The following is a 25,859-nucleotide window of genomic DNA, read 5'->3' as shown; positions in this document are numbered from 1 at the left end:
CCAAGCACCGGCTGACGCAAGCCGTCTGACTCCCGGCCGAATCGAAGGGCAAACGACATGTCTACGGCACCTCCAGCTCAAAACGCGGAACAAAAAGGACAGACGGGTCCGCTGCACGGACCGTGGCCGGCGCTCACCGAGACGGAACGCCGCTGGCCCGGCCCCGGCCGCCCGGCCTCGGCAGCCACCCTGCTCGCGCTGCTGATCGCCGCCGTGGTCGCCGCGTTCAGCGTCCCGCTCGACCGCACCGGCGCGGGCTGGCTGGTCACCGTGATCGCCGGCACCGCCGCGCTGGTGGTCGCCCGCGCCGTCCGCGACGAGGAGGAGATCGCGCCGCTGGTCCGCCGTCCCGAGCCCTCCGCCGCCAGGGACCGCTTCTTCTGGGCCGCCGCCACCATCGCCCTGCTCGGCGTCGGCACCTTCCGCGCGGCGGACTGGCTCTTCGCCCTCTGCGTGATGACCGCGACGATCACCTCGGTGCTGGCGATCTCCACCGGACGCTCGCTGCGCGCCATCGTCGCCGCGTACGTCATCGTCCCGATCGCCGCGCTGCGCGGCCTCACCTGGCTCCGCAGGGGCCTCACCCGGCTGAGCAGTCGCCGGTCCAACAGCACCGCGGTCCGGGCAGCCGGAACCGCCGTGGTCTCGATCGTCCTGCTCACCGTCTTCGGTTCGCTCTTCGTCTCGGCCGACGCGGCGTTCGCCGGCTTCTTCGACGCGCTGGTGCCGGAGATCCGCGTCGACTCGGTGTTCCGGTGGGTGTTCGTCGGCGGCGTCTCGTTCACGCTTCTCGGCGCTGCCGCCTTCCTGCGTGCCGCACCGCCCGCCGCCGGCGATCTGGACCGCACCGAGGGCCGCAAGGTGGGCCGCTGGGAGTGGGCCGTGCCGCTCAGCCTGCTCACCCTGCTCTTCGCCGCCTTCGTAGCCGTCCAGCTCACCGTGCTCTTCGGTGGCAGCCGGCACGTGGTGCAGACCGACGGGCTGACCTACGCCGAGTACGCCCGCAGTGGCTTCTGGCAGCTCTGCGCCGTCACCGCGCTGACCCTCGTGGTCCTCGCCGGCGCCGCCCGCTGGGCACCCCGGACCGAGCGCACCGACCGCATGCTGCTCCGGTACGTGCTCGGCGCCCTCACCGTCCTGACGTTCGTGATCGTCGCCTCGGCACTGCACCGGATGAGCGTCTACACCGACATGTACGGGCTGACCCGCCTGCGGCTGCTCGTCGCCGCCTGCGAGGTGTGGTTCGGGCTGATCCTGTGCATGGTGCTGGTGGCCGGCCTGCGAATCCACGCGCCCTGGCTGCCCCGGGTCGCCCTCGCCACCGGCGTGCTGGCCCTGCTCGGACTGGCCGCCGCCAACCCGGACGGCCTGATCGCCGAGAACCACGTGCAGCGGTACGAGCGAACCGCGCGGATCGACACCGGATACCTCGGCTCCCTCTCGCCGGACGCCGTACCAGCGCTGGCCGAGCTGGACGACGCGGAACGGCGGGCGTGCCTGCTCTGGGCCATCGGGGCGGCAACCGCACCGGACGAGAGCTGGCGCGAATGGAACCTGGGCCGCCAGACAGCCCGCGATCTGATCGCCGATCACCCGCCCGCCGACGCCGAGAAGTGCGCAGACGAGATCTACCGGGATTGACAATTTCGCGGGGGCGGAGAGACTGCCGGACATGGCCGCCGATCCGCCCCCGAGCCCGCGCACCCGAGTGGTGCTCGCCGAGGCCGCGACCCGGCGTACCGCCGACCGGGCCCGAACCGACCTCGCCGAGCAGACCCCGGTCGGTGAGGCGCTGGTCAAGGGCCTGGTCCGGGCTCAGCTGGCGCTGGCTCTGCGGCTCTCCCTGCTGGTGGCGGCCGGGCTCGGCACGTTGCCGCTGCTCTTCGCCGCGGCACCGGCGGTCGGCGCGTTCACCGTCTTCGGCATCCACCTTCCGTGGCTGCTGCTCGGGCTGTTGTCGTTCCCGTTCCTGGTGGGGGTCGGTGCCGCGTACGTCCGGTGGGCGGAGCGCAACGAGCAGGACTTCGCCGCGCTGATCCGGCGGCCGGAGCAGTGAACCCGTACCTCGTACCGGGCCTTGTCGTGGTCGTGCTGCTGACCGTGGCGATAGGGGCGTACGGTCTGCGTTTCGCCCGCACCACTTCGGACTTCCTCGTCGCCTCCCGCTCGGTGAGCCCGTCCTGGAACGCGGCAGCGATCAGCGGCGAATACCTCTCGGCCGCCTCGTTCCTGGGCGTGGCCGGGCTGATCCTCTGTTACGGCGTGGACATGCTCTGGTACCCGGTCGGTTTCGCCGCCGGATACCTGGCGCTGCTGCTGTTCGTCGCCGCGCCGCTGCGCCGCTCGGGCGCGTTCACGCTGCCCGACTTCTGCCAGGTGCGGCTCCGTTCAGTCGCGTTGCGCCGGTTGGCCACCACGTTCGTGCTGTTCATCGGCTGTCTCTACCTGCTGCCGCAGTTGCAGGGCGCCGGCCTGACGTTCAGTACGGTCACCGGCGGCTCGTACGTCTGGGGTGCCCTGCTGGTCGGCGTGGTGGTGACGGCGAACGTGGCGTTCGGCGGCATGCGGGCGATCACCTTCGTGCAGGCTTTCCAGTACTGGCTGAAGTTGACAGCGCTGGCCGTACCGATGATTTTCCTGATCCTGCAATGGCAGGCGGACGGCCGCCCGGCTGCCAACCCGCCCACCGGTGCCGTCTTCCCCGCCGCGACGACCGTCGTTGTCGAACGCGACGCGATCCTGGACGGCACCCGCCCGGTCCGCGCCGGCGAGACGTTGCAGTTCGCCGAGGGCGACCCGGTGCCGCACGTCGATACGGTCGACGCACACTACGGCCCGGACTGGCTCCTGCCCGGCGGCGAGCTCGGCCTGTTCGCCACCTATTCGCTGATCCTGGCGACGTTCCTGGGCACGATGGGCCTGCCGCACGTGCTGGTCCGCTTCTACACCAATCCGGACGGCGCCTCGGCCCGGCGAACCACCCTCGTGGTCCTCGCCATGGTCGGCTTCTTCTACCTGCTGCCCACCCTGTACGGCGTACTCGGCCGCATCTATACACCGCAACTGCTGATGACCGGGCGCACCGATGCCGTGGTCCTGCTGCTGCCGGAGGCGGCACTGGGCGGCGGGCACCTGGGCCGGTTGCTCGGCGCCCTGGTCACCGCGGGCGCGCTCGCCGCCTTCCTGTCCACCTCGTCCGGCCTGCTCACCAGCGTCGCCGGCGTGATCTTCACGGACGTGCTGAAGGCCGGCCGCAACGGTTCGATCCGCGACTTCCGGGTGGCCACAGTGCTCGCCGCGGTGGTGCCGACAGTGCTGGCGCTCTACGTGTCCGACATGGACGTCTCGCAGGTCGTCGGGCTGGCGTTCGCGGTGGCGGCGTCGAGCTTCTGCCCGCTGCTGGTGCTCGGCATCTGGTGGCGCGGGCTCACCGACGTCGGAGCGATCGCCGGGATCATCGCCGGCGGTGGTGCCGCGATGGGCGCGGTGCTGGTCACCGTCCTGGGCCCGCCGCTGACCGGCGGGATGGCCGAGTTCGTCGAGCAACCCGCCGCCTGGACCGTGCCGCTCGCCTTCGTGGTGATGGTCGGCGGATCGCTGCTGACCAGCCGTCGCGTGCCGGGTGACGTGGGCGCGACCATGCTGCGGCTGCACGCGCCGGAGTCGCTGCGCACTTGATTTAAGGATCTTTAAGGTTGGATCCCCGGCCGCGGTGAACCCGGGTCTCGTAATCGTTGGCATGAGAGCACGCAGAGGATCCTTCAAGCGGCCGGGCAGCGGACTCACCGGCGGCAACCGCAAAATCGTCATCGGTCTTGTCGTCGCTGCGATCACCGGCGGCGGGATCGCTGTGGGCACCGGGCTCAGCAGCGCGTCGACCGCCTGTGACGGCATGGACCAGGCGATTCAGCGCAACGTCGACTTCATGAACGAGCAGCGCGCCAACCCGAACGCGCAGACCGCGGCGATCCTGAAGAACCGCCAGGACGTGATCGATCTGATCAACGTGCAGAAGAAGCAGGCCGGCTGTGCCGGCGGAGTGGCCGCGCCCGCCGCTCCGCCCGCGCAGGACAAGCCGCCCGCGCAGGACAAGCCGCCCGCGCAGGACAAGCCGCCCGCTCAGGACAAGCCGCCGGCGCAGGGACAGCCCGCGAAGCCCGCTCCCCCGGCGGAGGAAGCCCAGCAGGACGAGGGCGCGGGCGGGGACGTCGTCTGCAAGGGCTCGACCGTGACCCTCTCCGGCGAGGCCGGCGCACCGTTCGCCTCCAGCGGCACCTTCCCGATCGGGACCCGCCTGAAGGTCACCAACCTCGACAACAACAAGAGCACCACGGTCACCGTCGAGACCACCTCCGGCAGCTGCATCCTGCTCAACAACGCCGCGTTCGAGCAGGTCCGCGAGCCGGGCAAGTTCCTGATCCGCCGCGCGGTCATCGAACGGGTGGGCTGATCCCATCGGCCCGGACCGGCTGCCGCCATGGCCGGTCCGGGTGTTCCCGGATGTCCTGGGGACCGATACGTTCGGGAACATGAGCATTCCGGCACAGCGCCCGCCCGCCGACGACGGCACCGCGGCGATGTCGCTGCGCGGCCTGGTCAAGCGCTTCGACGCCCGGCTCGCCGTCTCCGACATCAGCCTGGAGGTGCCGGCCGGCTCGTTCTACGGCCTGCTCGGTCCCAACGGCGCCGGCAAGACCACGACCCTCTCCATGGCGGTGGGTCTGTTGCGGCCCGATGCGGGCCAGGCCGTTCTGCTGGGGTACGACGTATGGCAGTCCCCGGCCGAAGCCAAGGCCCTGGTCGGTGTCCTCCCGGACGGCGTGCGGATGTTCGACCGGCTGAGCGGCCCGGAGTTGCTCGCCTACCACGGCCTGCTCCGGGGCATGCCCGCCGACGTTGTCGACCAGCGCACCCGTGACCTGCTCGACGTGCTGGAGCTCGGCGTCGACAACCGCACGCTGGTGGTCGACTACTCGGCCGGGATGAAGAAGAAGATCGGTCTGGCCTGCGCGCTGCTGCACGCGCCACGGCTGCTGGTACTGGACGAGCCGTTCGAGGCCGTCGACCCGGTCTCCGCGGCGCTGATCCGCGACATCCTCCAGCGGTACGTGTCCGGCGGCGGCACCGTCGTCTTCTCCAGCCACGTGCTGGAGGTCGTCGAGCGGCTCTGCTCCGACGTGGCGATCATGTCGGACGGCGTGCTGCGCATGCACGGCCCACTCGCCGAGATCCGCGGTGAGCGATCCCTGCAGGACGTCTTCGTCCAGGTCGTCGGCGGCCGGGTGGCCACCGGCTCGGAGCTGGCGTGGCTCTGACCCCGGCTCCGGTGTCGGTCTGGCCGTTCGTCCGGCTCAAGCTGCGGATCACCGGCAACGGCCTGCGCGGCCGGCCGGCCCGGATCGTCGTGTTCGTCCTCGGTGCCGTCGCCGCCGGTTGCCTGGCCATCTTCGGATACGCGGCTTTCGCGGCACCCGGCCTGCTGGACTCGGCCCGCGGCGCCGGCCTGCTGTTCCCGTTCGGCGGGGCGTTGCTGGTGGTCGGCTGGCTGTTCCTGCCGCTGCTCTTCTTCGGTGTGGACGACGCGCTCGACCCGGCACAGTTCGCGCTGCTGCCGCTGGCCCGCCGTACCCTGCTCGCCGGCCTGACGGTGGCCGCCCTGATCGGGCTGCCCGCGCTCGCCACCGTCGCGGCGACCGGGGGGATGGTGGACACCGCGGCACGGCTCGGCGGTCCCCTTGCGGCCGTCGCGCAACTGGCCGGCATCCTCTGCGGGCTGCTTCTCTGTGTGACGCTGAGCCGGGCGGTGACCAGCGCGTTCTCCAGCGCCCTGCGGTCGCGGCGATCCCGGGACCTGGCGACGATCCTGCTCGCGGTGGTGGCGGCGTCGCTCGGGCCGGCACAGTTGTTGCTGCTGGGCGTGGTGAACCGGGCGGACTGGGACAGCGTCGAGACGATCGCCGAGGTGGTCGGGTGGACTCCGCTCGGCGCGCCGTACACGGTGGGGCTCGACGTGGCGGACGGCCGGCTGTGGGCCGTACCCCTCAAGCTCTTGATCGTTCTGGTCGCCATCGGCGGTCTTCTGCGGTGGTGGCGCCGCGCGCTGGAGCAGGCGATGGCCGGCACCGCGACGGCCGGTCGCCGCGGCCGGGCCGGTAGCCGGACGGACAGTCGCGCCCCGGTGGACCAGCTGCTGTTCCGGTGGTCGCCGCGGAGCCGTTTCGGCGCGCTGATGGCGCGCGAGACGCGTTACTGGTGGCGGGAGACGCGGCGCCGGGCCGCCTTGATCACCCTGGGCGTCGCGGGGGTCTTCCTGCCGTTGTCCAGCGCCTTCGGCGGGACGAACGCGGCCTCGGGAAGCCTTGCGGTGCTGGTGGGCGCCATCGCGCCGATCGGTTTGGCGAACCAGTTCGGGTACGAGGGAAGCGCTTACGCCACCAACCTCGCCACCGGCGTTCCGGGCCGCCTCGAGGTGCACTCACGAGCCGCCGCACACGCCCTGTTCACCGTGCCGATGCTGCTGCTCGTGGCTCTCGTGACCGGGTTCCTGGCGGGTGAGCGACCGGAGTCGATCCCGGCGCAGTTCGGCACCCTGCTCGCGGTCTACGGTGTCGGGCTCGCGCTGGTGCTGCCGGTCTCGGTCCGGGCCGCCTACGCGCTGCCCGATCCGACGACGCCGTTCGCGCTGTCCTCGGGTGGCGGTCTCAGCAAGGCCCTGCCCAGCCTCGCCGCAATGTTCGGCGCCATTCTGGGTGCACTGCCGGTGATCCTGACCGGTCACCTGCTCGGGCCGCTCTGGCTCTGGATCGGGTTGCCGGTGGGGCTGGCTTACGGCGCCGCCGCATACGCCCTGGGTTCCCGGCTCGCCGGCAACCTCCTCGATCGGCGCATGCCCGAGGTCCTGGCCGCGGTCAGCTCCCGTTAGGTCCGGTCGGCTTTGTCAGGTCCCGCCAGCTTCTGTCAGGTCGGCCGGCTTTGTCAGGTCCCGCCGGCTTCTGTCAGGTCGGCCAGCTTTGTCCGGTCTGGCCGGCGGGCGTCAGGTCCGGCCGGCGGGCCGGGGGCGGTTTCGTGCCGTTGCCTGGGGTCGCGCGTCCGGGCCACGGTTGAGCATGACCGGGCGGAGCCCGTCGCGGCGCACGAAGATCCGGCGGCGCTGCAGGGCGTTACCGGCCGGACCGACCACATATCCCTCCAGCCATATCCACCCGTCATACGTGACCCGGGGATCAACCCGGATGATCCGGAAGAGCAGCCCTCGATCGCCCGAGAACTGAACGCTCGCCTCGGAGCCCACCTGGACGACGTCGCCCGCCCGCAACACCATCTGAGGCATCGGCCGCCTCCTTCTGCTTCGGCCACTACAAAATAGTTCGTGATCAATTAATTCCGATAGGCGCATGCACAATCTGTAATAGGGAGAATGATCGGATGAATCCCAACGAGCCGGGCGGCCGCATTCACTCATCCGACCCCTTCGCCGTGCCCGACTCGGAGAAGTCCTCGGTGCGCCGGCTGCGCGGCCGGTTCGCCGCGCCCGTGACGATCTGGACGACGCCGGGACCAGCGGGTCTGACCGTCTCGTCGACCCTGGTCGCCGACGGGGAGCCGGGCCGGGTGCTGGGCCTGATCGACGAGGAGAGCGACTTCTGGGACGCGGCTCTCGCCTCCGGCGTCTTCGCCGTCGTACCGCTGACCCCCGCGGACCGGCAGCTGGCCGACCGTTTCGCCGGGCTGATGCCGGCGCCGGGCGGGCTGTTCGCCACCGGTGAGTGGCGGCAGACGCCGTACGGTCCGGTCCCCGCGCGAGCGACCACCTGGGCCGGCTGTCGCCTCGACGGCAACCGCCCGTACGGCTGGGCGCTGCTGGTCGAAGGCCGTATCGAATCCACTGAGATCGCTACCTCGGCCGCGCCGCTGGTGCACTACCGGGGGAGGTACGCCGAGCTGGCATGACTGCCGCTCAGCGCATTCAGACCGCCACTCAGCGCAGACCCCGACCGGCGGCCGGTGACGTGGCCCACTCCTTCGTACGGTGCCGGAAAGTCCGCCCCCTACGAAGGTGGTGATCCCGTGCCGGCCTCCCCCGAGAGATACCTCGAGGTACAAAACTCAGAGGAGTTCGCCCAGCTGCGGCACCGGCTGCGCAGCTTCATCTTTCCGACGACAGTAGCGTTCATCGTCTGGTACTCCCTTTACGTGCTGCTCTCCGCGTACGCGCGGGACTTCATGAGCATCAAGCTGATCGGCAACATCAACGTCGCGCTGGTCTTCGGCCTGCTCCAGTTCATCTCGACGTTCCTGATCGCCTGGTACTACGCGCGGTTCGCCGCGCAGAAGGTGGACCCGCTCGCCGACGCGATCTACGCCGAGCTGGACAACGACGGCAAGGTCACCGAGCCCGCCGCGGCCACCACGGCGACCACCACCGCAGCGCCGACCACTGCGACAGCGCCCACCACCACGGCGACCACCACCGCCACCGATTCCGGCGCGGACAAGGCCGCCACCACCGACGGGGGCAAGGACTGATGCCGACCGGGATCCTCGCCGCCGAGGCGTCGACAAGCACCTCGCGGACCCTCACGATCACCCTGTTCCTGGTCTTCGTCGCCATCACGCTCGGCATCACCGTGTGGGCCAGCCGGCAGACCAAGACCGCCACCGACTTCTACGCCGGCGGCCGGCAGTTCTCCGGCTTCCAGAACGGCATGGCGATCGGCGGCGACTACATGTCGGCGGCGTCCTTCCTGGGCATCGCCGGCCTGATCGCGCTGTACGGCTACGACGGCTTCCTCTACTCGATCGGCTTCCTGGTCGCGTGGCTGGTGGCACTCCTGCTCGTCGCCGAGTTCCTGCGCAACTCCGGCCGCTACACGATGGCCGACGTCCTGGCGTTCCGGATGCGCCAGCGGCCGGTACGCACCGCGGCCAGCGTCTCCACCATCGTCGTGTCGATCTTCTACCTGATCGCCCAGATGGTCGGCGCCGGCGCTCTGGTCTCGCTGCTGCTCGGCATCAAGCCGGGTGCCACGTTCCTGGGCATGGACGCGGACACCGCCAAGGTCGCCACGATCATTCTGGTCGGCGCCCTGATGATCATTTACGTGACCGTCGGCGGCATGAAGGGCACCACGTACGTCCAGATCGTCAAGGCGTTCATGCTGATGAGCGGCGCCCTGATCATGGTTCTGCTGGTGCTGGCGCACTACAAGTTCAACCTGTCCGCGCTGCTCGGTGACGCCGCCGAACAATCCGGAAAGGGATCGGCGTTCCTGGAACCAGGTCTGCGCTACGGCGTCGAGACAGCCGGCGACGCGGCCAAGACGTTCTACAGCAAGATGGACCTGCTCTCGCTGGGCCTCGCGCTGGTGCTCGGCACAGCCGGTCTGCCGCACATCCTGACCCGGTTTTACACCGTTCCGACCAGCCGCATCGCCCGCAAGAGCGTGCTCTGGGCGATCGGCATCATCGGTACGTTCTACCTGTTCACCCTGGCCCTCGGCTTCGGCGCGGCGGCTCTGGTCGGCGGCGCGAACATCACCGCGCAGGACAAGGCGGGCAACACCGCGGCACCGCAGCTCGCACAGCAGCTCGGCATCGACTACCTCGGTGGTGACACCGGCGGCTCGATCATGCTGGCGGTCATCGCGGCGGTCGCCTTCGCCACCATCCTGGCCGTGGTCGCCGGCCTCACCCTCGCGTCGTCGTCGAGCCTCGCGCACGACTTCTACGCCAGCGTGATCAAGCGCGGCGCCGCGTCCGAGCGGGACGAGGTCCGGGTCGCCCGGTACTCCGCTCTGCTCATCGGCGCCGTGGCGATCGCTCTGTCGATCTTCGCGCAGAGCCTGAACGTGGCGTTCCTCGTGGCGCTCGCGTTCGCGGTGGCGGCGTCGGCGAACCTGCCGGCGATCCTCTACAGCCTCTTCTGGCGCCGGTTCAACACGGCGGGCGCACTCTGGTCGATCTACGGCGGCCTCGGCTCCGCGGTCTTCCTGGTGTTCTTCTCGCCGGTGGTCTCCGGCTCGGCGACCGCCATGTTCCCGGACCAGGACTGGCACTGGTTCCCGCTCTCCAACCCGGGCATCATCTCCATCCCGCTCGGCTTCTTCTTCGGCTGGCTCGGCACGGTCCTCTCCAAGGAGACCGACCCGGAGAAGTACGCGGAGCTCGAGGTCCGGTCCATCACCGGCCACGGGGCACACTGATCCATCGGTACTACGCCATTTCGTACGACGCGGGCCGGTGCAGTGACTGCACCGGCCCGTGTGGTTCCCGAGAAAAACTCCTACCTTCGTGCCGATGCATGTCGAGGGCCGGGATCACCGAGAATCACTCCGTAATCTGGATTCATGTCAGCTACCACCTCCCCCAGCGGCAACCAGTCCGGCCGGGCTTCCGTGCCCGCTTACGGCGGCGGCCGGGCCTCGGCCCGTCCCGTCGGCCACACGGGTGGCCCGGGAGACGACCGTGAGTGGTCGCCCGGTGGTGGCGGTGGCTATGGTCCCGGCGGTCCGGCCGGCCCCGGCGGTCCCGGTGGCACCGGCCGTTCCTACAAAGGGCGCGGCCCGCGGCCCCGCTGGAAGCGGATCGCACTGGTGACCGGCATCGTCGTCCTGGTCCTCGCGATCGTCGCCGGCATCGCTGCCTACGGCTATGTGAGCGGCCTCGACCGCGACATCAAGCGCACCGACGCCTTCTCCACGATCACCACGGACCGGCCCGGCAAGACGGTCGACGGCGCGATCAACATCCTGCTCGTCGGCAGCGACTCCCGCGACCCGGACAACAAGAACGACGAGGCGAGCAAGTGGCGCGCCGACACGCTGATGATCATGCACGTGCCGGCCGACCACAAGTCCGCCCAGGTCGTCTCGATCCCCCGTGACCTGTGGGTGAACATCCCGAGCGACAACAACGCACCGTGCAGCTCCGGCAGCCGGGCGAAGATCAACGCGGCGTTCGCCTTCGGTGGCCTGCCCCGCGCGGTGCGGACCGTCGAATGCATGACCGACGTCCACCTGGACCACGTCATGGCGATCGACTTCGGCGGCTTCAAGGAGGTCACCGACGCCCTCGGCGGCGTGGACCTGAAGGTCGACCAGTCGATCACGTCGATCCACAAGCCGTTCCGGCAGTTCAAGAAGGGCATGATGCACATGAACGGCGTCCAGGCGCTGGACTGGGTGCGTCAGCGCAAGCAGTTCGCCCGTGGCGACTTCGCCCGCATGCAGCACCAGCAGGAGTTCCTCAAGGCCGTGATGGACAAGGCCGCGAGCAGCGGCACGCTCACCAACCCCGGCAAGCTCGACGACTTCCTGGACGCAGCCGCGGCCGCCGTGACGGTCGACGAGAAGTTCTCCCTCAAGGACATGGTGGTTCAGTTCCGCAGCCTGCGCGGCGAGAACCTGACGTTCCTCACCAGCCCCAACAAGGGCAGCGAGACGATCGAGGGGCAGTCCGTGGTGGTGTCCGATCGGGAGAAGGCGATCGGGCTCTACGAGGCGATGGCCGCCGACAAGATGGACGAGTGGATGGCCGCAAACCCGACGAAGAAGAAGTAATCCGGCTGTCAAGTAACTGTGACTTCAATCTGAAACGCAAGAGACCTTCAGCTGTCCCGGAAGTGTCCGTAAGGTAATGCAGCCCCTCTCCCCCCTTGGAGTGCTGCATGACGGTCACCACCGATCGGCCGACACCGGCCCGCGATCGCGTGGACCCATCGGGGGTCAAGGCAAAGAAGCGCCGCGCACCGCTCTGGGCCAAGCTCACCACTTCGCTCGGGGCGGTGCTTCTTGTGGCTAGCGCCGGTGGTCTGGTCGGCGGCAAGGTGCTGATCAACAAGACCACCGAGAACATCGCCGTGGAGAACCTGACCGGCGAGGCGGGAAAGACCACCGCCGAGGGTGGCGGTGACACCCTCGAGGGCCCGATCGACATGCTGCTGATGGGCGTGGACGCGCGGCTGCGCTGGGCCGAGGACGACCTGCGCGCCGACACGATCATCATCCTGCACATCCCGGCCAGCCACGACCAGGCGTACCTGATCTCCGTTCCTCGCGACACCGAGGTCGACGTGCCGGCCTTCGCCCCGAGCAAATACGGCGGCGGCACGGTGAAGGCGACCGAGGCGTTCTTCCACGGCGCGCAGAACGGTGGCGGGTGGGCCGGCGGCGCGCAACTGCTCGCCAAGACGCTGAAGAACCTGACCGGCATCAGCTTCGACGGCGCCGCGATCATCAACTTCGCCGGCTTCAAGAACGTGATCGACGAGCTCGGCGGCGTCACCATGTGCGTCGATCAGCAGGTCAGCTCGAAACACATGCTCCTGGTCGACGGCAAGCCGATGTTCCTGGCCGAGGCACGCAAGACCGGCAAGGCCACGAAGCCCGTGGTGCACAAGGTCGGCTGCCGGCCGATGGAGGACTGGGAGGCGCTCGACTACGCCCGCCAGCGCTACGGGCTCAAGAACGGTGACTACGACCGCCAGCGCCACCAGCAGCAGCTGATCAAGGCGATGGCGAAGAAGGCGGCGAGCGGCGGCGTCCTGAGCAACCCGATCAAGGCCGGTTCGGTGGTCCAGTCGGCCGGCAAGGCGCTGGTGCTGGACACCGGCCGGATCGGGATCCCCGACTTCGTGCTCGGGCTCAAGGACGTGGCGGCCAACGACATGGTGCTGCTGCGGACCAACAACGGCACGTTCGCCGGCAACAACGCCGGCCGGGAGACCATCACCGACACCACCCGGGCGATGTTCCGGGCGGTCAAGGAGGACCGGCTCGCGCAGTTCGTCCTCGACAACCCGGAAGTCGTTGCCAACGAGAAGTAGGGCCGGCGAGAAAGTAGGGCCACCGCTCTCCGGACCGCCCGGGACCACCTTTACTCTGTTTTGCGTGTTCGGACCTCAGGTACCCAGCGTGACCCCTGATCAAGTCGACCCCGGCGCCTACCTGCTCGACGTGCGCGAACCCGACGAGTGGACGGCGGGCCACGCGCCGGGCGCCCACCACCTGCCGATGATGGATGTCCCGGCCCGGATGGCCGAGGTGCCGACCGAGGGCGAGGTGGTCGTCGTGTGCCGGGCCGGCGGGCGATCCGGCCAGGTCGTCGCCTATCTGATGAACAACGGCTGGGACAACGTGCGCAACCTCGACGGCGGCATGCAGTCCTGGGCCGCCGCCGGCCGGGACGTGGTGACCGACGACGGGCAACCGGCCCGCGTGCTGTGAACGACAGGTCCTACCGCCCCCTCGTCTTCGCTCATCGAGGGGGCGCCGACGAGCTGCCCGAGCACACTCTCGCCGCATATCTGCGTGCGCTGGACGCCGGCGCCGACGGGCTGGAGTGCGACGTCCGGCTGACCCGGGACGGTCACCTGGTGTGCGTGCACGACCGCCGGCTCGACCGCACGAGCAACGGGCGCGGGCTGGTCAGCTCCAAGACGCTCGCGGAACTCGACGCCCTGAACTTCGGCTCCTGGCACCCCGCCTATCCCGCCGATGACGACGTGCCCGATTTCTCCAGGTTGCTGACGCTTGAGCGCCTTTTGGACGTCGTCTGCTCCAGCGGCCGGCGGGTCCGGCTGCTGATCGAGACGAAACACCCGTCCCGGTACGGTGCCGAGGTCGAACGGCGCCTGGTCCGCATGCTGCGCAAGTACGGGCTCGCCGAACCTCAGCCGGACGCTCCCGTACAGGTGACTGTCATGTCCTTCGCGGCTCTCGCGCTGCGCCGGATCCGCGCACAGGCGCCCGCCCTCCCGACCGTCTATCTGCTGGAGCTCATGCCGCCCGGCGTGGGCCGCGGCCGCCTGCCGTTCGGCGCCCGGACCGCGGGACCGGGCATCGACCTGGTCCGGACGCGCCCCGGACTGCTGCCCGCGATGCGTGCGGCGGGCCACCAGACCTACGTGTGGACAGTCAACGAGCTTCCGGATCTCGAGCTCGTGCTGGAACATCGTGTGGACGGCGTGATCACCGACCGTCCACGCTTCGTGCTGGAGCACCTCGGCGGGGTGTGACGTGCGCCACGGACGGGTGGCCAACCTCAGCATCCGCTTAGGTTCGACTGCCCAAAACGTGGCGGGCGAGGCAGACTCGCACCATGCCGGACCGTCCCGACTATGCGGCCCTGACCCGGGGTCAGATCGCGGTTCTCGACCGCGTCAACTCCGGGGACGCCGGCCTGCCCGTGCTCCAGCAGCTGGTCCGGCTCGCCGCCGAGGCACTCGGGGCGCGGGGCGCCGGCTTCGCGGAGTACGCGGAGGGCCACGGCCGGATCATCGCGGCCACCGGGGTGTGTGAGCCGGCGATCGGCCGCCGGGTGGATCGGCCGGACGATCGGCTGCTCGACAGGCGTACCTTGCTCGTCCCCCTCGACTCGGTGAACGACGAGTTCGCCCGGCAGATCGAGGGCGGCAGCCTGCGGCACATGCTCGGCGCCCGCTGCGAGACCGGGGACACCATGATCGGCTCGCTGCACGTCTACTTCGGTGTGGACGCCGGTGAGCCCGGCCCCGAGCACCACGCCGTGCTGGAGCTGCTGGCCGGTCAGATCGGGCAGATCTACGGCATGCACGCCGGCCTGCCGATACACGGCGAGTCCGCGCCCGAACAGGCCCGCCGGCAGGAGAACCGCGACCTGTGGGTGGCGGTCACCAGCCACGAGCTGCGCACCCCGGTCACCGTCATCAAGGGTTACGCGGACACCCTCACCAACCACTGGGACACCCTCGGCGAGCCCGGCCGGCGCGAGGCGGTGCGGGTGATCGGCACCCGGGCCGGTGAGCTGGCCCGTCTCGTCGACCGCCTGCTCTCCGCGGCCAGCGAGGACGGCTCGGTGGGCACCTCCTCGCCGGGCCCGTTCGACCTGGCCGAGGCGCTGCGGACGGCGGCCGACGAGCTGCCGGCGGCGCTGCGTGAGCGGATCCACTTCGGCGAGCTGCCGGCGGACCTGCCGAAGGCGTACGGGAGCCGCGACTCGATCGCGACGATCCTCACCGAGCTGGCCACCAACGCGGAGAAGTATGCACCCGCCGACAGCCTCGTCGAGGTCTGCGCCGGCACCGACGACGACACGCTGCGGTTCCGGGTCTCCGACCGGGGCGCCGGTATCGCGCCGGAGCACGTGGAGCGCGCCTTCGAGCGGTACTGGCAAGCGGCCTCGGAGAACCAGCACCCGCATCCGGGCGCGGGCCTCGGCCTCTACCTGGTCCGCAGGCTGGTGGAACGCCAGCACGGCTGGGTGTCGCTGCGGCCGCGCGACGGCGGCGGCACGGTGGCCGAGGTGCGTCTCCCACGTGCCTGACCACCCTCCCGAGAGACACGACGTGGCCCGCGTCACCGCTCCGGAGGGGGAACCGCTTACTCTGGTCCCTCGTGAGCAAGCGACGCAAGCACCGTGAAACCACCACACCGAAGACGAAGGTGCGCGACATCTTCGTCGCCCGTCCGTTCGAGGGCCTGGCGGACGAACCGGAATGGGTCGCTCTGCGTGAGCTGGTTCCGGCCGCGTCCGCGCCGCTGACCCTCAAACCGGAGATCATCGAGGAGTACGGTGACCGCCCGGTCACCCTCTCCACCGTCCTGCCGATGGCCTGGCCCGCGATGACCCGCCGGGACGGCCGGATCTTCATCGGCCTGCAGCGGCACGTCCAGTCCGGCGACGTCTCCCGTGACCTGGCCGTGGCGATCCTGAACGCCCTGCAGACGACGCCGGGCGAGACGGTCTCCGTGCCCGCGCTGCCCGGCGAGGGCACCCGCCTGCAGGACCTGCTCGTGGACCACCCGCTCGAGATCACCATGCACGAGGGTTTCGAGTACTGGCTGGACGACGACCAGATGCAGGACGCGAACGTCAAGGCGTCCTTGGAGCGTGCCAACGCCTCGATCTACCCGACCGTACGGCTCGCGGCAGCCAAGGCCGCCTACTGGTGCCGGGTCGCTCCGGACAAGAGCCACGTCCGCTGGGTTCTCACCGAGCCCGAGGACAAGGCGCTGGACGCTCTCGCCCGGCTCTCCGCCGCCGGTGAGCTGCTGCTCGGCGAGCGGACCAAGTTCGCCGGCATGTTCCGGGCGCACGGGCTGCTCGTGCCGGTGTGGGACGTGCCCGGTGAGCCGGAGGGCACCGACTGGGAGGCACCGCTCGCCGACTTCGCCAAGCGGTACGCCGACACCCTCGCCGTCGACGAGCCGCTCGACGCCGCCGCGCGCCGCGCCAAGCAGGGCCTGATCGGCCGGCAGCTCACCCTGCGGTGAGCCCGTTCCACGAGCGGTTCGCGGGCGACGACCTGGACCCCTCGGTCTGGGTCCCGCACTACCTGCCGCACTGGAGCTCGCGGGCGGCGTCCCGGGCCACCTACACCGTGGCCGGCGGGGAGCTGCGGCTCAGCATCCCGGTGGAGCAGCCGCTCTGGGCCGAGGGGATTCACGAGACGCCGCTGCGCGTCTCGGGCATCCAGTCGGCGAGCTTCTCCGGGCCGGTCGGCAGCACGATCGGGGGCCAGCCGTTCCTGCCCGGTCTGACCGTGCGCGAGGAGCAGCCCGAGTTCTGGGGCTACACGCCGCTCCACGGCCGCCTCTCGATCAGGATGCGGGCCGTCCTGTCACCCCGGTCGATGGTGTCGTTCTGGCTGGCCGGGGTCGAGGACCGCCCGGAGCGCTCGGCGGAGATCTGCGTGATGGAGGTCTTCGGCACCGCGCCGCACGACTTCGGCATGGGCCTGCACGCCTTCCGGGATCCCGCGGTCACCGAGGAGTGGGGAACGGTCACGCTTCCCGCCGACGTCTCCCGGTTACACACCTACGCGGTGGAGTGGCGCCCCAGCTCGCTGGAGTTCTCCGTCGACGGCGAGGTGGTGAAGCGGATCGGCCAGGCCCCGGACTATCCGGTGCAGCTGGAGATCGCCGTCTTCGACTTCCCGGAGCGGGCACACCTGGTCTCCGGCGAGATCCCGGTCCCCGAACTGATCGTCACCGAGGTGACCGGACCTTGACTGTCGCGCGGACTTACGAGGGCTGTGCACTCACTCGTACCTCTGCATTGTGATCTTGAACTGCACTGTGATCTTGAAGTGGATCCCGGGTCACCGGGCAGCTCATGCACCGCGGCCCGCCGCGACCGCTGCCCAGCTCGGAACCGCTGATCCGGACCACCTCGATGCCCGCGCGCTCCAACTGGGTGTTGGTCTCCACGTTGCGCTCGTAGGCGACACAGAGGCGGGGCGCGATGGCCAGCGTGTTGTTGCCGTCGTCCCACTGCTCCCGCTCGGCCGTGACCGGGTCCAGGCCGGTGTCGATGATCCGCAGGTGATCGATGCCCATCGCCTCCGCCGCGGCGTCCAGGAACGGCCTCGGGGCTCGAACGCGCAGGCCCCCGTTGGTCCCGGCGGTGACTGTCCACGCGCGCAGGGTGTCCGCCATGTTGGGGTACATCACGACCGCATCGGTGTCCACCATGGTGCAAATCGTGTCAAGGTGCATGGTGGCGCGCTCCTGAGCGATCGGAACAGCGAGCACCGTGTGCGCGAGTCCCGCGTCGATCACCCGGCGGGCGAGGCGTTCCGCACCGGCCGGCGTGGTGCGCTCACCGACACCGATGGCGAGCACGCCGGGCGCCAGCACCAGGACGTCGCCACCCTCCAGGTGCTCCAGGGACGGGTCGAAGAGGAGGGTCGTGCCGGCGAAACGCGGGTGGTACCGGTAGATGGCATGTGTGATGGTTGTCTCCCGCCGGCGGGCCCGCATCGCCAGGCTGGTCACCGCCACCCGGTCACGCACCCAGACCGACGAGTCCCGGGTGAAGAGCAGGTTCGGCAGTGGATCGATGACGAAGTCATGATCGTTCATCATCTCGTAGACGAGACCGCCGGAACTCGGCTTGATCTCCTCGTGCGCCAGGCCGGCGACGAGCACCTCGGCCAGCCGGCCCGGATCCTGATCGGCCAGGTAGTCGCCGACGCTGGCGCGCAGCGCGTCACCGAGCCGGCGGGCGGCCAGTACACCGGCGGTGAGCTCGGCCCTGGCCTCCGGCACGGTGAGCGTCTCGGCGAGCAGCTCGCCCAGATAGAGGACCTCGACTCCGCGGGAGCGCAGTGCCTCGGCGAAGGCGTCGTGCTCCTCCTGCGCGCGGCCGACCCAGGGGATGGCGTCGAAGAGCAGGGAGTCGTTGTTGCGCGGGGTGAGGCGGGCGAGTTCCGGGCCGGGACGGTGGAGCAGGACGGTCCGGAGGTGGCTGACTTCACTGTCGACGTACACGACGCCGACGTTAGTCCGTACCGAGCGCTATCGGGTCGTGACGGACTGACTAGATCTTGGGACGGCCATGCACCGGAGGGGTGACAGCGATAGCTTGTGGGTGTGCGACGTGACTACAGCACTCAGGTGTTCAGGTTCACCATCCGAAAGAAGTGTTGTCCGTGAATACGGCATTCATCCGCACTCATTCCCCTTTCTTTCCTCGCCGTCGCTCTATTCTGTAGGGAGTCGAGCACGTACGGTAGTTGGAATAAGAGAGCCCGACTGACCTTTTGCCGGAGGTCGCAGTGACTGTCTTCCCCGCCCGCCCCGCTCTGCCCGTCCCTTCAAAAGCCCTGACACCCGTCGACCGGAGCCAGATGACGCCCTCCGTGCTGGAGGCGCCGCGCCTGACACCGGTCGAGTGGGCGCGGCGCCGTCGTGCTGATCGTGAGGCACGTCGTCTGGAGGCTGCCGGTGCACGTGCGCTCACCAGGCTCGATCGTCTCGGGCCGAACTGGCACATCGTCGATTGGCCGCGCACCGACCTGATGCAGGCCTACCAGGAGCCAGACCCGGCCGACGACCGCGCGGGCTTCCTCGCGATCGGCCCCGGTGGGGTCTATGCGGTGACGGTGGCCGACCACGGACGCTCCCGTGTCCTGATCGCCGGTGACGTCGTGCAGATCAACGGAAAACGCCCGCAGTATGTGGCTGAGGCACGCCGTGACGCGCGCCGGGCAGCCAAGGCGCTCTCCGCCGCCGTCGGTCTCAACGTTCCGGTCACCGCGGTGCTGACGTTCGTCGGCAACGGTGTGATCAGCGTCCACGGCCTGCCGAAGGACTGTCTCGTCTCCACCGACAAGGAGCTCGACCGGCTCCTGATCGCCGGAGGCGCCAAGATCTCTCCGGCTACGGCGAGCAAACTCTCGGCCGTCGCACAGCACCCGGCCACCTGGGCAAATGCGCCCTATCGGCCGGCCGGCGACTACCGTTGGTACAGCAACGGACAGACGGCCACTGACAAGCGGCCGACCCGCCGGTAACGTTCCTTCTGACGCCGTCGACAGCCGGCGCGTGATCGCACCAGCGGTCGCGCCGCCGGCAGTCGCCGCGAAAGATGCGAGGAGGAGCGGGTGGCGCATGTTGAGCTCTCCCTCTCGGGAGCGTTCGTCCCTCAAGCGCGGACACCGGCCGAGGCCGAGTTCGTCACCAGCGTCGAGCGCTGGGCGTCGACGGTGGCGATCGCTGACGAGCCCTGCCTGATCGTCGACGTCACCGGCTCGATTCTCGCCGTCTCGCCGACGTGCAGTGAGCTTCTCGGGCTGGGCAAGCCCGCCGAGGCGCTCGGCCAGCGGCTCAGCACGGCACTGCAGCTGGTCGACTTCACCGCCGCCGCCGGTCGGCTCGAGGAGCCCGAGGCGGAGAAGATCCCGCCACTTCTGGCCCTGCGCAGCGAGCGCCTGGCCCGCGGCCTGATGCGGGTGGTGCCCCACGGTGAGGCTCCGCTGACGCTCGACGCCGTCTCCACACCGCTGCTCGCCGGCGATCGTGTGGCCGGATCTTTGACCTTCCTGTCCCCGGTACGGTACTGAAGTCCGGTTTGCCCCCACAGTTGTGGTGTTCGCCGCACCGGGAGGGCATTGGGCGTTACAGATCCGCAACGTAGTCTGCGTTCATGCTCGATCTAGACCTGTTACCGGGTGAATACGCGGTGTGCCGGCTCCCCGCCGGTTCGGCCCTGCCCGCCTCGCTGCTGACAGGTCCGGACGACAAGAGCGTCATCTCGGTCACCTGGGGCGTCGACGAGCTCTCGGTGATCTGCCCGAACGAGCGGGTGCCGGAGAACGCCGAGGCCGACACCGCCTGGCGGTGCCTGCGCGTCGCCGGCCTCGATCTGACCATGACGGGCGTGCTGGCGTCGCTGGTCGGGCCGCTGGCCGAGGCCCGGGTGAACATCGTGACGTTCTCCACGTACGACACCGACTATCTGCTGGTGCCAACCGTGCGGCTGACCGAGGCGATGAATACCCTCACCGCGGCCGGCCACCGTATCGCGGGTTGACCCTCCGGGCTCCTACGATGAGCGCGTGTTCCCCCGCACACCTCTCGCCCTGACCGTGGGCGCCCTCCTGCTCACCGCTGCCTGCGGTGAGCCGCCGGAGGCTCCGCCGTCGGTCTTCCCGGTGCCCGTGGCCAGTTCCCCGGCCGCGTCGACGACAGTGCCCGCCGATTCCACGATGCCACCGGTCGCCACCATGCCGGTCAACACGGTGCCCACCGTTACCGTGCCGCCCTACACCACCCCCGCCTATACGGTGCCCGGCTACGCCACACCACCACCACAGGGCGGGCGGACGACGACCACGCCCACATCTCCGCTGACGAAATCGCCGACGCCTACGCCCACGCACGCCGCGAAGTGCTCGGGTGAGCCGACGGCGGCGCAGATCCTGCGGCTGATCAAGGACGATCCCGGCGTACCGAAGAAAGTGCTGGAGGTGGCCGCCGGACCGTACTGCTCGGGGACCTGGGCGTTCACGACCGTACGGATCAAGGGTCAGAACGCCGACCAGGCCGAGCCGCTGATGGTCTCCAGCACCGGCAAGGGTGACCAGCTCACGCTTGTCGCGGCCGGCACCGACGTGTGCAACGCCCGGATGCAGACCGAGGCTCCGGCCGGCATCAGGGTGCTCGCCTGCGGCCTCTGAGAGGCAGCGCCGTTAGACTCCGGGAATGCCCGGAACGCCGCCCATGCGCTTCGCCTACCTCGGTCCCGAGGGCACCTTCACCGAGGCTGCCCTGCGTACCGTCCCCGCAGCCGAACACGGCGTGCGGACGCCGGCGCGCAGCGTGCCCGAGGCGCTGGAGGCGGTCCGCTCGGGTGAGGCGGACGCTGCCCTGGTCCCCCTGGAGAACTCGGTCGGCGGCGCCGTCCCGGTCACCCTTGACGAGCTGATCACCGGCAGCCCACTGATGATCACGCGGGAGGTGCTGCTGCCTGTCGAGTTCGTGCTCGCCGCCCGCGCACTGACCCCGCTCGCCGAGATCCGGACGGTCGCGGCCCACCCACAGGCCTCCGCCCAGTGCCGGCACTGGCTGCGGGCGAACGCGCCGGACGCGGTCGTGGTGGACGTGCTCTCCAACGCCGCGGCCGCGATCAGCGCCGCGGCCGGCGAGCACGACGCGGCACTGTGCGCGCCGATCGGCGTCTCGCAGCACAAGCTCACCGTGCTCGCCGAGAAGGTGGCCGACCGGGCCGAGGCGGTGACCCGGTTCGCGCTGCTCAGCCGGCCGGGTGAGCCCGCCGCACCGACGGGCGACGACGTGACCTCGCTGGCCGTGTCGATCCGCCACGATCAGGTCGGCGCCCTGCTCGCGGTCCTCACCGAGCTGGCGGTCCGCGGCATCAACCTGTCCCGGATCGAGTCCCGGCCGACCGGGGAGCAGCTCGGGACGTATGTGTTCTTCCTCGACTGCACCGGGCACGTGGCCGAGCCGCGCCTCGGGGAGGCCCTCCAGGGCCTGCGCCGGATCTGCGCGGACGTCCGTTTCCTCGGCAGTTACCCCAAGCACCGGCTTCAGCCGGAGCCGCCGGTGGCGGCCCCGGCCGGGCTGTCGGACACCGACTTCGCCGACTCGGCGGCCTGGCTGAGCAGGATCCGCGCCGGCGAGATCTGAGGCCGGAGCCGTCCGGCTCAGCCTCGTCGGGCTCAGCCGACTTCGGGGCTCAGCCGACTTTCGGGCACAAGCCGACTTTCGGGGATCAGTCGTCGAAGATGTCGCTCAGGATGCTGCCGCCGGAACTCTTGCTCCCGCTGCCGACGCCGGCGACGCCACCCGGCGGCAGCTCCGACGGCTGGACGATCACGAAGCCCTGACCGGCGAAGCTCATCGTGAACCGCTCACCGGTACTCCGCCCGAGCAGCGTGCCGAGGCCGAACTGATCGGCTTTGTGGTAACCGGTCTGCAGGCTCGCCGACCAGGCGATCGCGGCCTGCGGGTCGACGTAGGTCGGCGCGTCGACGTTGAGCACGACAGGCGTACCGCTGGTGGTGACCGCGATCCGGCCGCGCCCGGAGAAGACGCAGTTGAACAGGCCGGCGCTGGACATCATCCCGACGCCGCTGACCATCTTGATGTCGTACTGGAGGGTCGACTCGAACGCGAGCACGTTCGCCCCGTTGATCGACAGGGCGTCGCCCGGCTCCAGGTCGATCAGGTGGATGTCGGACGCGTTCTCGGCGAGGAAGACGTCGCCACGGCCGCGGACCCGCATCAGCGGCACGCCCTCGCCGGTCAGCTTCTGCTTGAGGAACTTGCCGAGGCCGCCCGAACCGAGCGCCTCGAACTGGACCTGCCCCTGATACGCGACCATCGAACCGGTACGGGCGAGAATCTCCCCGTCGAGCTCGGCCTTCAGCATCTTGGAGTTCTGCAGCCGGAGCCCGGGCTGCGCGGACTCCTTCTCGAGGTTCTCGGTGGAGAAGAGTTCGCTACGCATGAACCCAGCGTAAGCACCTCACACAATGAACCCTTTTCAACCTGGCATCGAGCCCGGTGGCGCCGGGCCGTCGACCAGTGCCATCAAGGCGCGGCCTCGCCACGTTGAAAAAAGTTCAATCCGTCAGCCCCAACCGAGCTCGTGGAGCCGGTGGTCGTCGATGCCGAAGTGGTGAGCGATCTCATGCACCACGGTGATCGCCACCTCGTCCACGACGTCGGTCTCCGACTCGCAGACCTTGAGGGTGGGAACCCGGTAGATGGTGATCCGGTCGGGCAGCACACCGGCGTAGTCCCAGCCGCGATCGGTGAGCGCCGTTCCCTCATACAGCCCGAGCAGGTCGTCACCGCCGTCCGGCGGCCGGTCCTCGACCAGGAAGACCACGTTGTTCATCAGGGAGAGCAGCTCGTTGGGCACCTCGTCGAGCGCCTCACCGACCAGTTCCTCGAAACGTTCACGACTCATGTCGACCGGCACGCGCCCATTGTGCCCGTAACGCCGGCGCGAGGAGAGCGCCGGCACGGCCGGAACCGCACCGGCGCCCCGCGGTCAGGCGAGTTTCGCGACGAGGCTGATCGGCGCACCCGGCTTGAGCAGGCGCGAGATCGGGCAGTTCTCCTTGGCGCCCTCCGCCAGCTCCTGGAACTTGGCGTCGTCGATGCCGGGGACGTCGCCGACGGTCTCCAGCTCGATGCCGGTGATGCCGAAGCCGCCCTCAACCTTGTCCATACGCACCTTGGCGACGGTCTCAACCGAGGTGGGCGTGAAACCCGCGTCGGCGAGACCCTTCGAGAAGGCCATCGAGAAGCAACCCGCGTGCGCGGCGGCGATCAGTTCCTCGGGGTTGGTCCCCTCGCCCTCCTCGAAGCGCGACTTGAAGGAGTAGTCCCCCGCAAGTCCGCCCTTACCGGTCTTGACAGTGCCGGAACCCTCGGTGAGGTTCCCTTCCCAGCGTGCCGAAGCAGAACGAATAGGCATGCACAGAACGCTAGCCCATGTCCGGGCTGCTGGTTCAGGTAAGGACTAGGGGCCATCATGGATCGCATGTCAGCACAATCTGAGGTGGTCGAGTTCGGGGCACCGGAGTCCGCGGAGCCCCGGCGCCGGCCCGCGGCGGAATACCTGCGCGGGCTGCTGACGGATCGGCGGGTGCCGGTCCTGACCGCCGGGCTCGCCGGTATCGCGATCTTCGCCTCGCTGATCTCCGAGTGGCAGGTCACCGCGGTCGAGCCGCTGAATTTCGAGGGGGAGGGCGAGGTCCGTGAGGTCCAGTTGCTGCCGACCGACCTCTTCGATCTCGGTGGGCTCGGCGGGGCGTACCTCTGTGGGCTCTTTCTGTTGGTGATCTCTGTCGTTCTGGTGCTGTTCGGGCCGGCCGCCGGGCGTCGCTACGCGCGGCTCTCCGGTTTCAGCGTCGGCGGCGTGCTGATCGCCCTGCTGCTGGCGATGGTCCACCTGCTCGGCAGCGAGACCCGGTTGATCTCGCGCTATTTCACGATGGAGCTGGCGGCCACGCAGTCCGAGGTGTCCTATGGGCGAGGCCTGTGGTGTGCGCTCGCCGGAGTGAGTGCCGCCCTGCTCGTGCTCTGGCTGACCGGCCGCGAACCGGACGCGGACGACGGCCCGCGCTGGGTCCGCGACGCCGCCGAGGAGGAGGAATTCGCCCCGGACGCACCGCTCGAGCTGACGATCTCGTCGGCGGCGCCGTTCGCCACCCTGCCCGGTCAGCGCGACGAGCCACACCGATCGTGACACCAGGGGATATCCGGGTGCTGATCGGACCGGGCCACCGGTAGGCTCGACAACCGTGATTGACCTGCGTCTGCTTCGCGAAGATCCCGAACTGGTCCGTGCCAGCCAGCGGCTGCGCGGCGAGTCCACCGAGGTGGTGGACACGCTGCTGCGCGCTGACGAGGACCGCCGGGCCGCCACCCAGCGGTTCGAGGGCGTCCGGGCGGAGCAGAAATCCCTGGGCAAAGAGGTCGCGAAGGCGTCGGGTGAGGAGCGGGCGGCCCTGCTGGCCCGCACCAAGGAGCTGGCCGTCGAGGTGAAGGCGGCCGAGGCCGCGGCGACCGAGGCCGAGCAGGCTCTGCGCCAGGCGCATCTCGCGGTGCCCAACCTGGTCGAGGACGGGGCACCGGCCGGCGGTGAAGACGACTTCACCGTGCTGCGCACGGTCGGCGACATCCCCGACATCGCGGCGCCGAAAGACCACCTGGAGCTGGGCGAGGGCCTGCGCGCCATCGACACCGAGCGCGGTGCGAAGGTGTCGGGCTCGCGGTTCTACTTCCTGACCGGCGTCGGTGCCCTGCTCCAGCTGGGCATGCTCCAGCTGGCGATCCAGCAGGCGGTGGAGCACGGTTTCACGCCGTCGATCACGCCGACCCTGGTCCGCCCCGAGTCGATGGAGGGCACCGGCTTCCTCGGCGCCCACGCGAGCGAGATCTACCGGCTCGAGGCCGACGACCTCTACCTGGTCGGCACGTCGGAGGTGGCACTCGCGGCGTACCACTCGAACGAGATCGTCGACCTGGACGGCGGTCCGGAGCGGTTCGCCGGCTGGTCGACGTGTTACCGGCGTGAGGCCGGCTCGCACGGCAAGGACGTGCGCGGCATCCTGCGGGTGCATCAGTTCGACAAGGTCGAGATGTTCTCGTTCTGCCGGCCCGAGGACGCCCTCGCCGAGCACCAGCGCCTCCTCGCCATGGAGGAGGAGATGCTCGCCAAGGTCGAGATCCCGTACCGGGTGATCGACGTGGCAGCCGGCGACCTCGGCACCAGCGCGGCCCGTAAGTACGACTGCGAGGCCTGGGTGCCCTCGCAGGGGCGGTACCGCGAAGTGACCTCGACGTCGAACTGCACCACGTTCCAGGCGCGCCGGCTCAACATCCGCTATCGGGACGGCAACGGCAAACCGCAGACCGCGGCGACGCTGAACGGGACACTGGCCACCACCCGGTGGCTCATCCCGATCCTGGAGAACCACCAGCAGCCCGACGGCTCGGTGCGCGTACCCAAGGCGCTGCAGCCGTTCCTCGGTGGCCGGGACGTGCTCGAACCCGTCAGGTGACCGCAACCGGTTGGCTACCAGTTGTCATAGCAGCTGGTGGCCGAACCGGTGTACCGTT

At 69.7% G+C, this 25,859-nt stretch carries 27 protein-coding genes and 1 pseudogene; 23 read left to right on the top strand and 5 right to left on the bottom strand.

What is annotated here, in order from left to right:
* Positions 1-57 precede the first annotated feature (57 nt).
* The 6 genes from ACFQV6_RS10450 to ACFQV6_RS10425 all read left to right on the top strand — a co-directional run bounded on the left by ACFQV6_RS10450 (position 58) and on the right by ACFQV6_RS10425 (position 6,922).
* Entirely contained in the window at positions 58-1,641 is a 1,584-nt protein-coding gene (locus ACFQV6_RS10450; RefSeq protein WP_378027177.1) for a DUF4153 domain-containing protein, read from the top strand.
* Positions 1,642-1,672: 31 nt separating this feature from the next.
* Positions 1,673-2,056: a hypothetical protein gene (locus ACFQV6_RS10445; RefSeq protein ID WP_378027176.1), complete on the top strand. Its 384-nt coding sequence runs from the start codon at positions 1,673-1,675 to the stop codon at positions 2,054-2,056.
* Positions 2,053-3,678 carry a cation acetate symporter gene (locus tag ACFQV6_RS10440; RefSeq protein WP_378027175.1) on the top strand — a complete coding sequence of 542 codons (1,626 nt, stop codon included), beginning with the start codon at positions 2,053-2,055 and terminating at the stop codon, positions 3,676-3,678. Before ACFQV6_RS10445 ends, ACFQV6_RS10440 begins: the two co-directional genes overlap by 4 nt.
* 61 nt (positions 3,679-3,739) lie before the next feature.
* Positions 3,740-4,450 (top strand): hypothetical protein, encoded by a 711-nt coding sequence (locus ACFQV6_RS10435; RefSeq protein WP_378027174.1) that lies wholly within the window; start codon positions 3,740-3,742, stop codon positions 4,448-4,450.
* Between the two features lie 79 nt (positions 4,451-4,529).
* Positions 4,530-5,315 (top strand): ABC transporter ATP-binding protein, encoded by a 786-nt coding sequence (locus tag ACFQV6_RS10430; RefSeq protein WP_378027173.1) that lies wholly within the window; start codon positions 4,530-4,532, stop codon positions 5,313-5,315.
* Positions 5,306-6,922, top strand: coding sequence for an ABC transporter permease (locus ACFQV6_RS10425; RefSeq protein WP_378027172.1), 1,617 nt, complete (start codon positions 5,306-5,308; stop codon positions 6,920-6,922). The genes ACFQV6_RS10430 and ACFQV6_RS10425 overlap by 10 nt, the downstream gene beginning before the upstream one ends.
* 111 nt (positions 6,923-7,033) lie before the next feature.
* Here ACFQV6_RS10425 and ACFQV6_RS10420 read toward each other — a convergent pair whose 3' ends face one another.
* The gene (locus ACFQV6_RS10420; protein ID WP_378027171.1) at positions 7,034-7,330 is read right to left on the bottom strand and encodes a hypothetical protein; all 297 of its coding nucleotides are present in this window, start codon (positions 7,328-7,330) and stop codon (positions 7,034-7,036) included.
* Positions 7,331-7,425: 95 nt separating this feature from the next.
* On the opposite strand from ACFQV6_RS10420, the gene ACFQV6_RS10415 reads away from it, so the two are divergent.
* From ACFQV6_RS10415 to ACFQV6_RS10370, 10 genes and pseudogenes are all read left to right on the top strand, one after another.
* Complete coding sequence (locus tag ACFQV6_RS10415) at positions 7,426-7,950, top strand: flavin reductase family protein (RefSeq protein WP_378027170.1); 525 nt, start codon at positions 7,426-7,428, stop codon at positions 7,948-7,950.
* A 117-nt stretch (positions 7,951-8,067) separates the two neighbouring features.
* A pseudogene (locus ACFQV6_RS10410) lies at positions 8,068-8,391 on the top strand (DUF485 domain-containing protein); the annotation flags it as partial.
* 134 nt (positions 8,392-8,525) lie between these two features.
* Positions 8,526-10,202 carry a cation acetate symporter gene (locus ACFQV6_RS10405; RefSeq protein WP_378027169.1) on the top strand — a complete coding sequence of 559 codons (1,677 nt, stop codon included), beginning with the start codon at positions 8,526-8,528 and terminating at the stop codon, positions 10,200-10,202.
* Positions 10,203-10,346: 144 nt separating this feature from the next.
* Positions 10,347-11,558 carry an LCP family protein gene (locus tag ACFQV6_RS10400; RefSeq protein WP_378027168.1) on the top strand — a complete coding sequence of 404 codons (1,212 nt, stop codon included), beginning with the start codon at positions 10,347-10,349 and terminating at the stop codon, positions 11,556-11,558.
* Positions 11,559-11,665: 107 nt separating this feature from the next.
* Positions 11,666-12,823, top strand: a complete 1,158-nt coding sequence (locus ACFQV6_RS10395) for an LCP family protein (protein ID WP_378027167.1) — start codon at positions 11,666-11,668, stop codon at positions 12,821-12,823.
* 64 nt (positions 12,824-12,887) lie between these two features.
* Positions 12,888-13,223, top strand: a complete 336-nt coding sequence (locus ACFQV6_RS10390; protein WP_378027166.1) for a rhodanese-like domain-containing protein — start codon at positions 12,888-12,890, stop codon at positions 13,221-13,223.
* Positions 13,220-14,014 carry a glycerophosphodiester phosphodiesterase gene (locus tag ACFQV6_RS10385; protein ID WP_378027165.1) on the top strand — a complete coding sequence of 265 codons (795 nt, stop codon included), beginning with the start codon at positions 13,220-13,222 and terminating at the stop codon, positions 14,012-14,014. Before ACFQV6_RS10390 ends, ACFQV6_RS10385 begins: the two co-directional genes overlap by 4 nt.
* 83 nt (positions 14,015-14,097) lie before the next feature.
* Positions 14,098-15,300 carry a sensor histidine kinase gene (locus tag ACFQV6_RS10380; protein ID WP_378027164.1) on the top strand — a complete coding sequence of 401 codons (1,203 nt, stop codon included), beginning with the start codon at positions 14,098-14,100 and terminating at the stop codon, positions 15,298-15,300.
* Between the two features lie 71 nt (positions 15,301-15,371).
* A complete protein-coding gene (locus ACFQV6_RS10375) occupies positions 15,372-16,250 on the top strand; it encodes a DUF5926 family protein (protein WP_378027163.1) in 879 nt (292 codons plus the stop codon).
* Positions 16,247-16,987 carry a glycoside hydrolase family 16 protein gene (locus ACFQV6_RS10370; RefSeq protein ID WP_378027162.1) on the top strand — a complete coding sequence of 247 codons (741 nt, stop codon included), beginning with the start codon at positions 16,247-16,249 and terminating at the stop codon, positions 16,985-16,987. Before ACFQV6_RS10375 ends, ACFQV6_RS10370 begins: the two co-directional genes overlap by 4 nt.
* A gap of 13 nt (positions 16,988-17,000) precedes the next feature.
* On the opposite strand, the gene ACFQV6_RS10365 is transcribed toward ACFQV6_RS10370, so the two are convergent.
* Positions 17,001-18,248 carry an arginine deiminase gene (locus ACFQV6_RS10365; protein ID WP_378027161.1) on the bottom strand — a complete coding sequence of 416 codons (1,248 nt, stop codon included), beginning with the start codon at positions 18,246-18,248 and terminating at the stop codon, positions 17,001-17,003.
* 287 nt (positions 18,249-18,535) lie between these two features.
* Here ACFQV6_RS10365 and ACFQV6_RS10360 point away from each other — a divergent pair, with 287 nt between their 5' ends.
* From ACFQV6_RS10360 to pheA, 5 genes are all read left to right on the top strand, one after another.
* Positions 18,536-19,273, top strand: coding sequence for a hypothetical protein (locus tag ACFQV6_RS10360; protein ID WP_378027160.1), 738 nt, complete (start codon positions 18,536-18,538; stop codon positions 19,271-19,273).
* A gap of 90 nt (positions 19,274-19,363) precedes the next feature.
* Positions 19,364-19,822: a hypothetical protein gene (locus tag ACFQV6_RS10355; RefSeq protein WP_378027159.1), complete on the top strand. Its 459-nt coding sequence runs from the start codon at positions 19,364-19,366 to the stop codon at positions 19,820-19,822.
* An 83-nt stretch (positions 19,823-19,905) separates the two neighbouring features.
* Positions 19,906-20,292, top strand: coding sequence for an ACT domain-containing protein (locus ACFQV6_RS10350; RefSeq protein WP_378027158.1), 387 nt, complete (start codon positions 19,906-19,908; stop codon positions 20,290-20,292).
* Positions 20,293-20,317: 25 nt separating this feature from the next.
* Positions 20,318-20,938: a hypothetical protein gene (locus tag ACFQV6_RS10345; protein ID WP_378027157.1), complete on the top strand. Its 621-nt coding sequence runs from the start codon at positions 20,318-20,320 to the stop codon at positions 20,936-20,938.
* Positions 20,939-20,963: 25 nt separating this feature from the next.
* Positions 20,964-21,908: a prephenate dehydratase gene (gene pheA, locus ACFQV6_RS10340; protein ID WP_378027156.1), complete on the top strand. Its 945-nt coding sequence runs from the start codon at positions 20,964-20,966 to the stop codon at positions 21,906-21,908.
* 85 nt (positions 21,909-21,993) lie between these two features.
* On the opposite strand, the gene ACFQV6_RS10335 is transcribed toward pheA, so the two are convergent.
* The 3 genes from ACFQV6_RS10335 to ACFQV6_RS10325 all read right to left on the bottom strand — a co-directional run bounded on the left by ACFQV6_RS10335 (position 21,994) and on the right by ACFQV6_RS10325 (position 23,709).
* Positions 21,994-22,731 (bottom strand): AIM24 family protein, encoded by a 738-nt coding sequence (locus ACFQV6_RS10335; protein WP_378027155.1) that lies wholly within the window; start codon positions 22,729-22,731, stop codon positions 21,994-21,996.
* 123 nt (positions 22,732-22,854) lie between these two features.
* The gene (locus tag ACFQV6_RS10330; protein ID WP_378027247.1) at positions 22,855-23,196 is read right to left on the bottom strand and encodes a metallopeptidase family protein; all 342 of its coding nucleotides are present in this window, start codon (positions 23,194-23,196) and stop codon (positions 22,855-22,857) included.
* A gap of 84 nt (positions 23,197-23,280) precedes the next feature.
* The gene (locus ACFQV6_RS10325; protein ID WP_378027154.1) at positions 23,281-23,709 is read right to left on the bottom strand and encodes an OsmC family protein; all 429 of its coding nucleotides are present in this window, start codon (positions 23,707-23,709) and stop codon (positions 23,281-23,283) included.
* Positions 23,710-23,775: 66 nt separating this feature from the next.
* On the opposite strand from ACFQV6_RS10325, the gene ACFQV6_RS10320 reads away from it, so the two are divergent.
* Positions 23,776-24,483, top strand: coding sequence for a hypothetical protein (locus ACFQV6_RS10320; RefSeq protein WP_378027153.1), 708 nt, complete (start codon positions 23,776-23,778; stop codon positions 24,481-24,483).
* A 55-nt stretch (positions 24,484-24,538) separates the two neighbouring features.
* Complete coding sequence (gene serS / locus ACFQV6_RS10315; protein ID WP_378027152.1) at positions 24,539-25,801, top strand: serine--tRNA ligase; 1,263 nt, start codon at positions 24,539-24,541, stop codon at positions 25,799-25,801.
* Positions 25,802-25,859: the final 58 nt, after the last annotated feature.

The organism is Actinoplanes sp. GCM10030250 (genome assembly GCF_042666575.1).
In the GTDB taxonomy this organism is placed as follows: Bacteria; Actinomycetota; Actinomycetes; order Mycobacteriales; family Micromonosporaceae; genus Actinoplanes.
The sequence above is the reverse complement of the archived record's forward strand: the minus strand, read 5'-3'. Positions and strand labels throughout refer to the sequence as shown.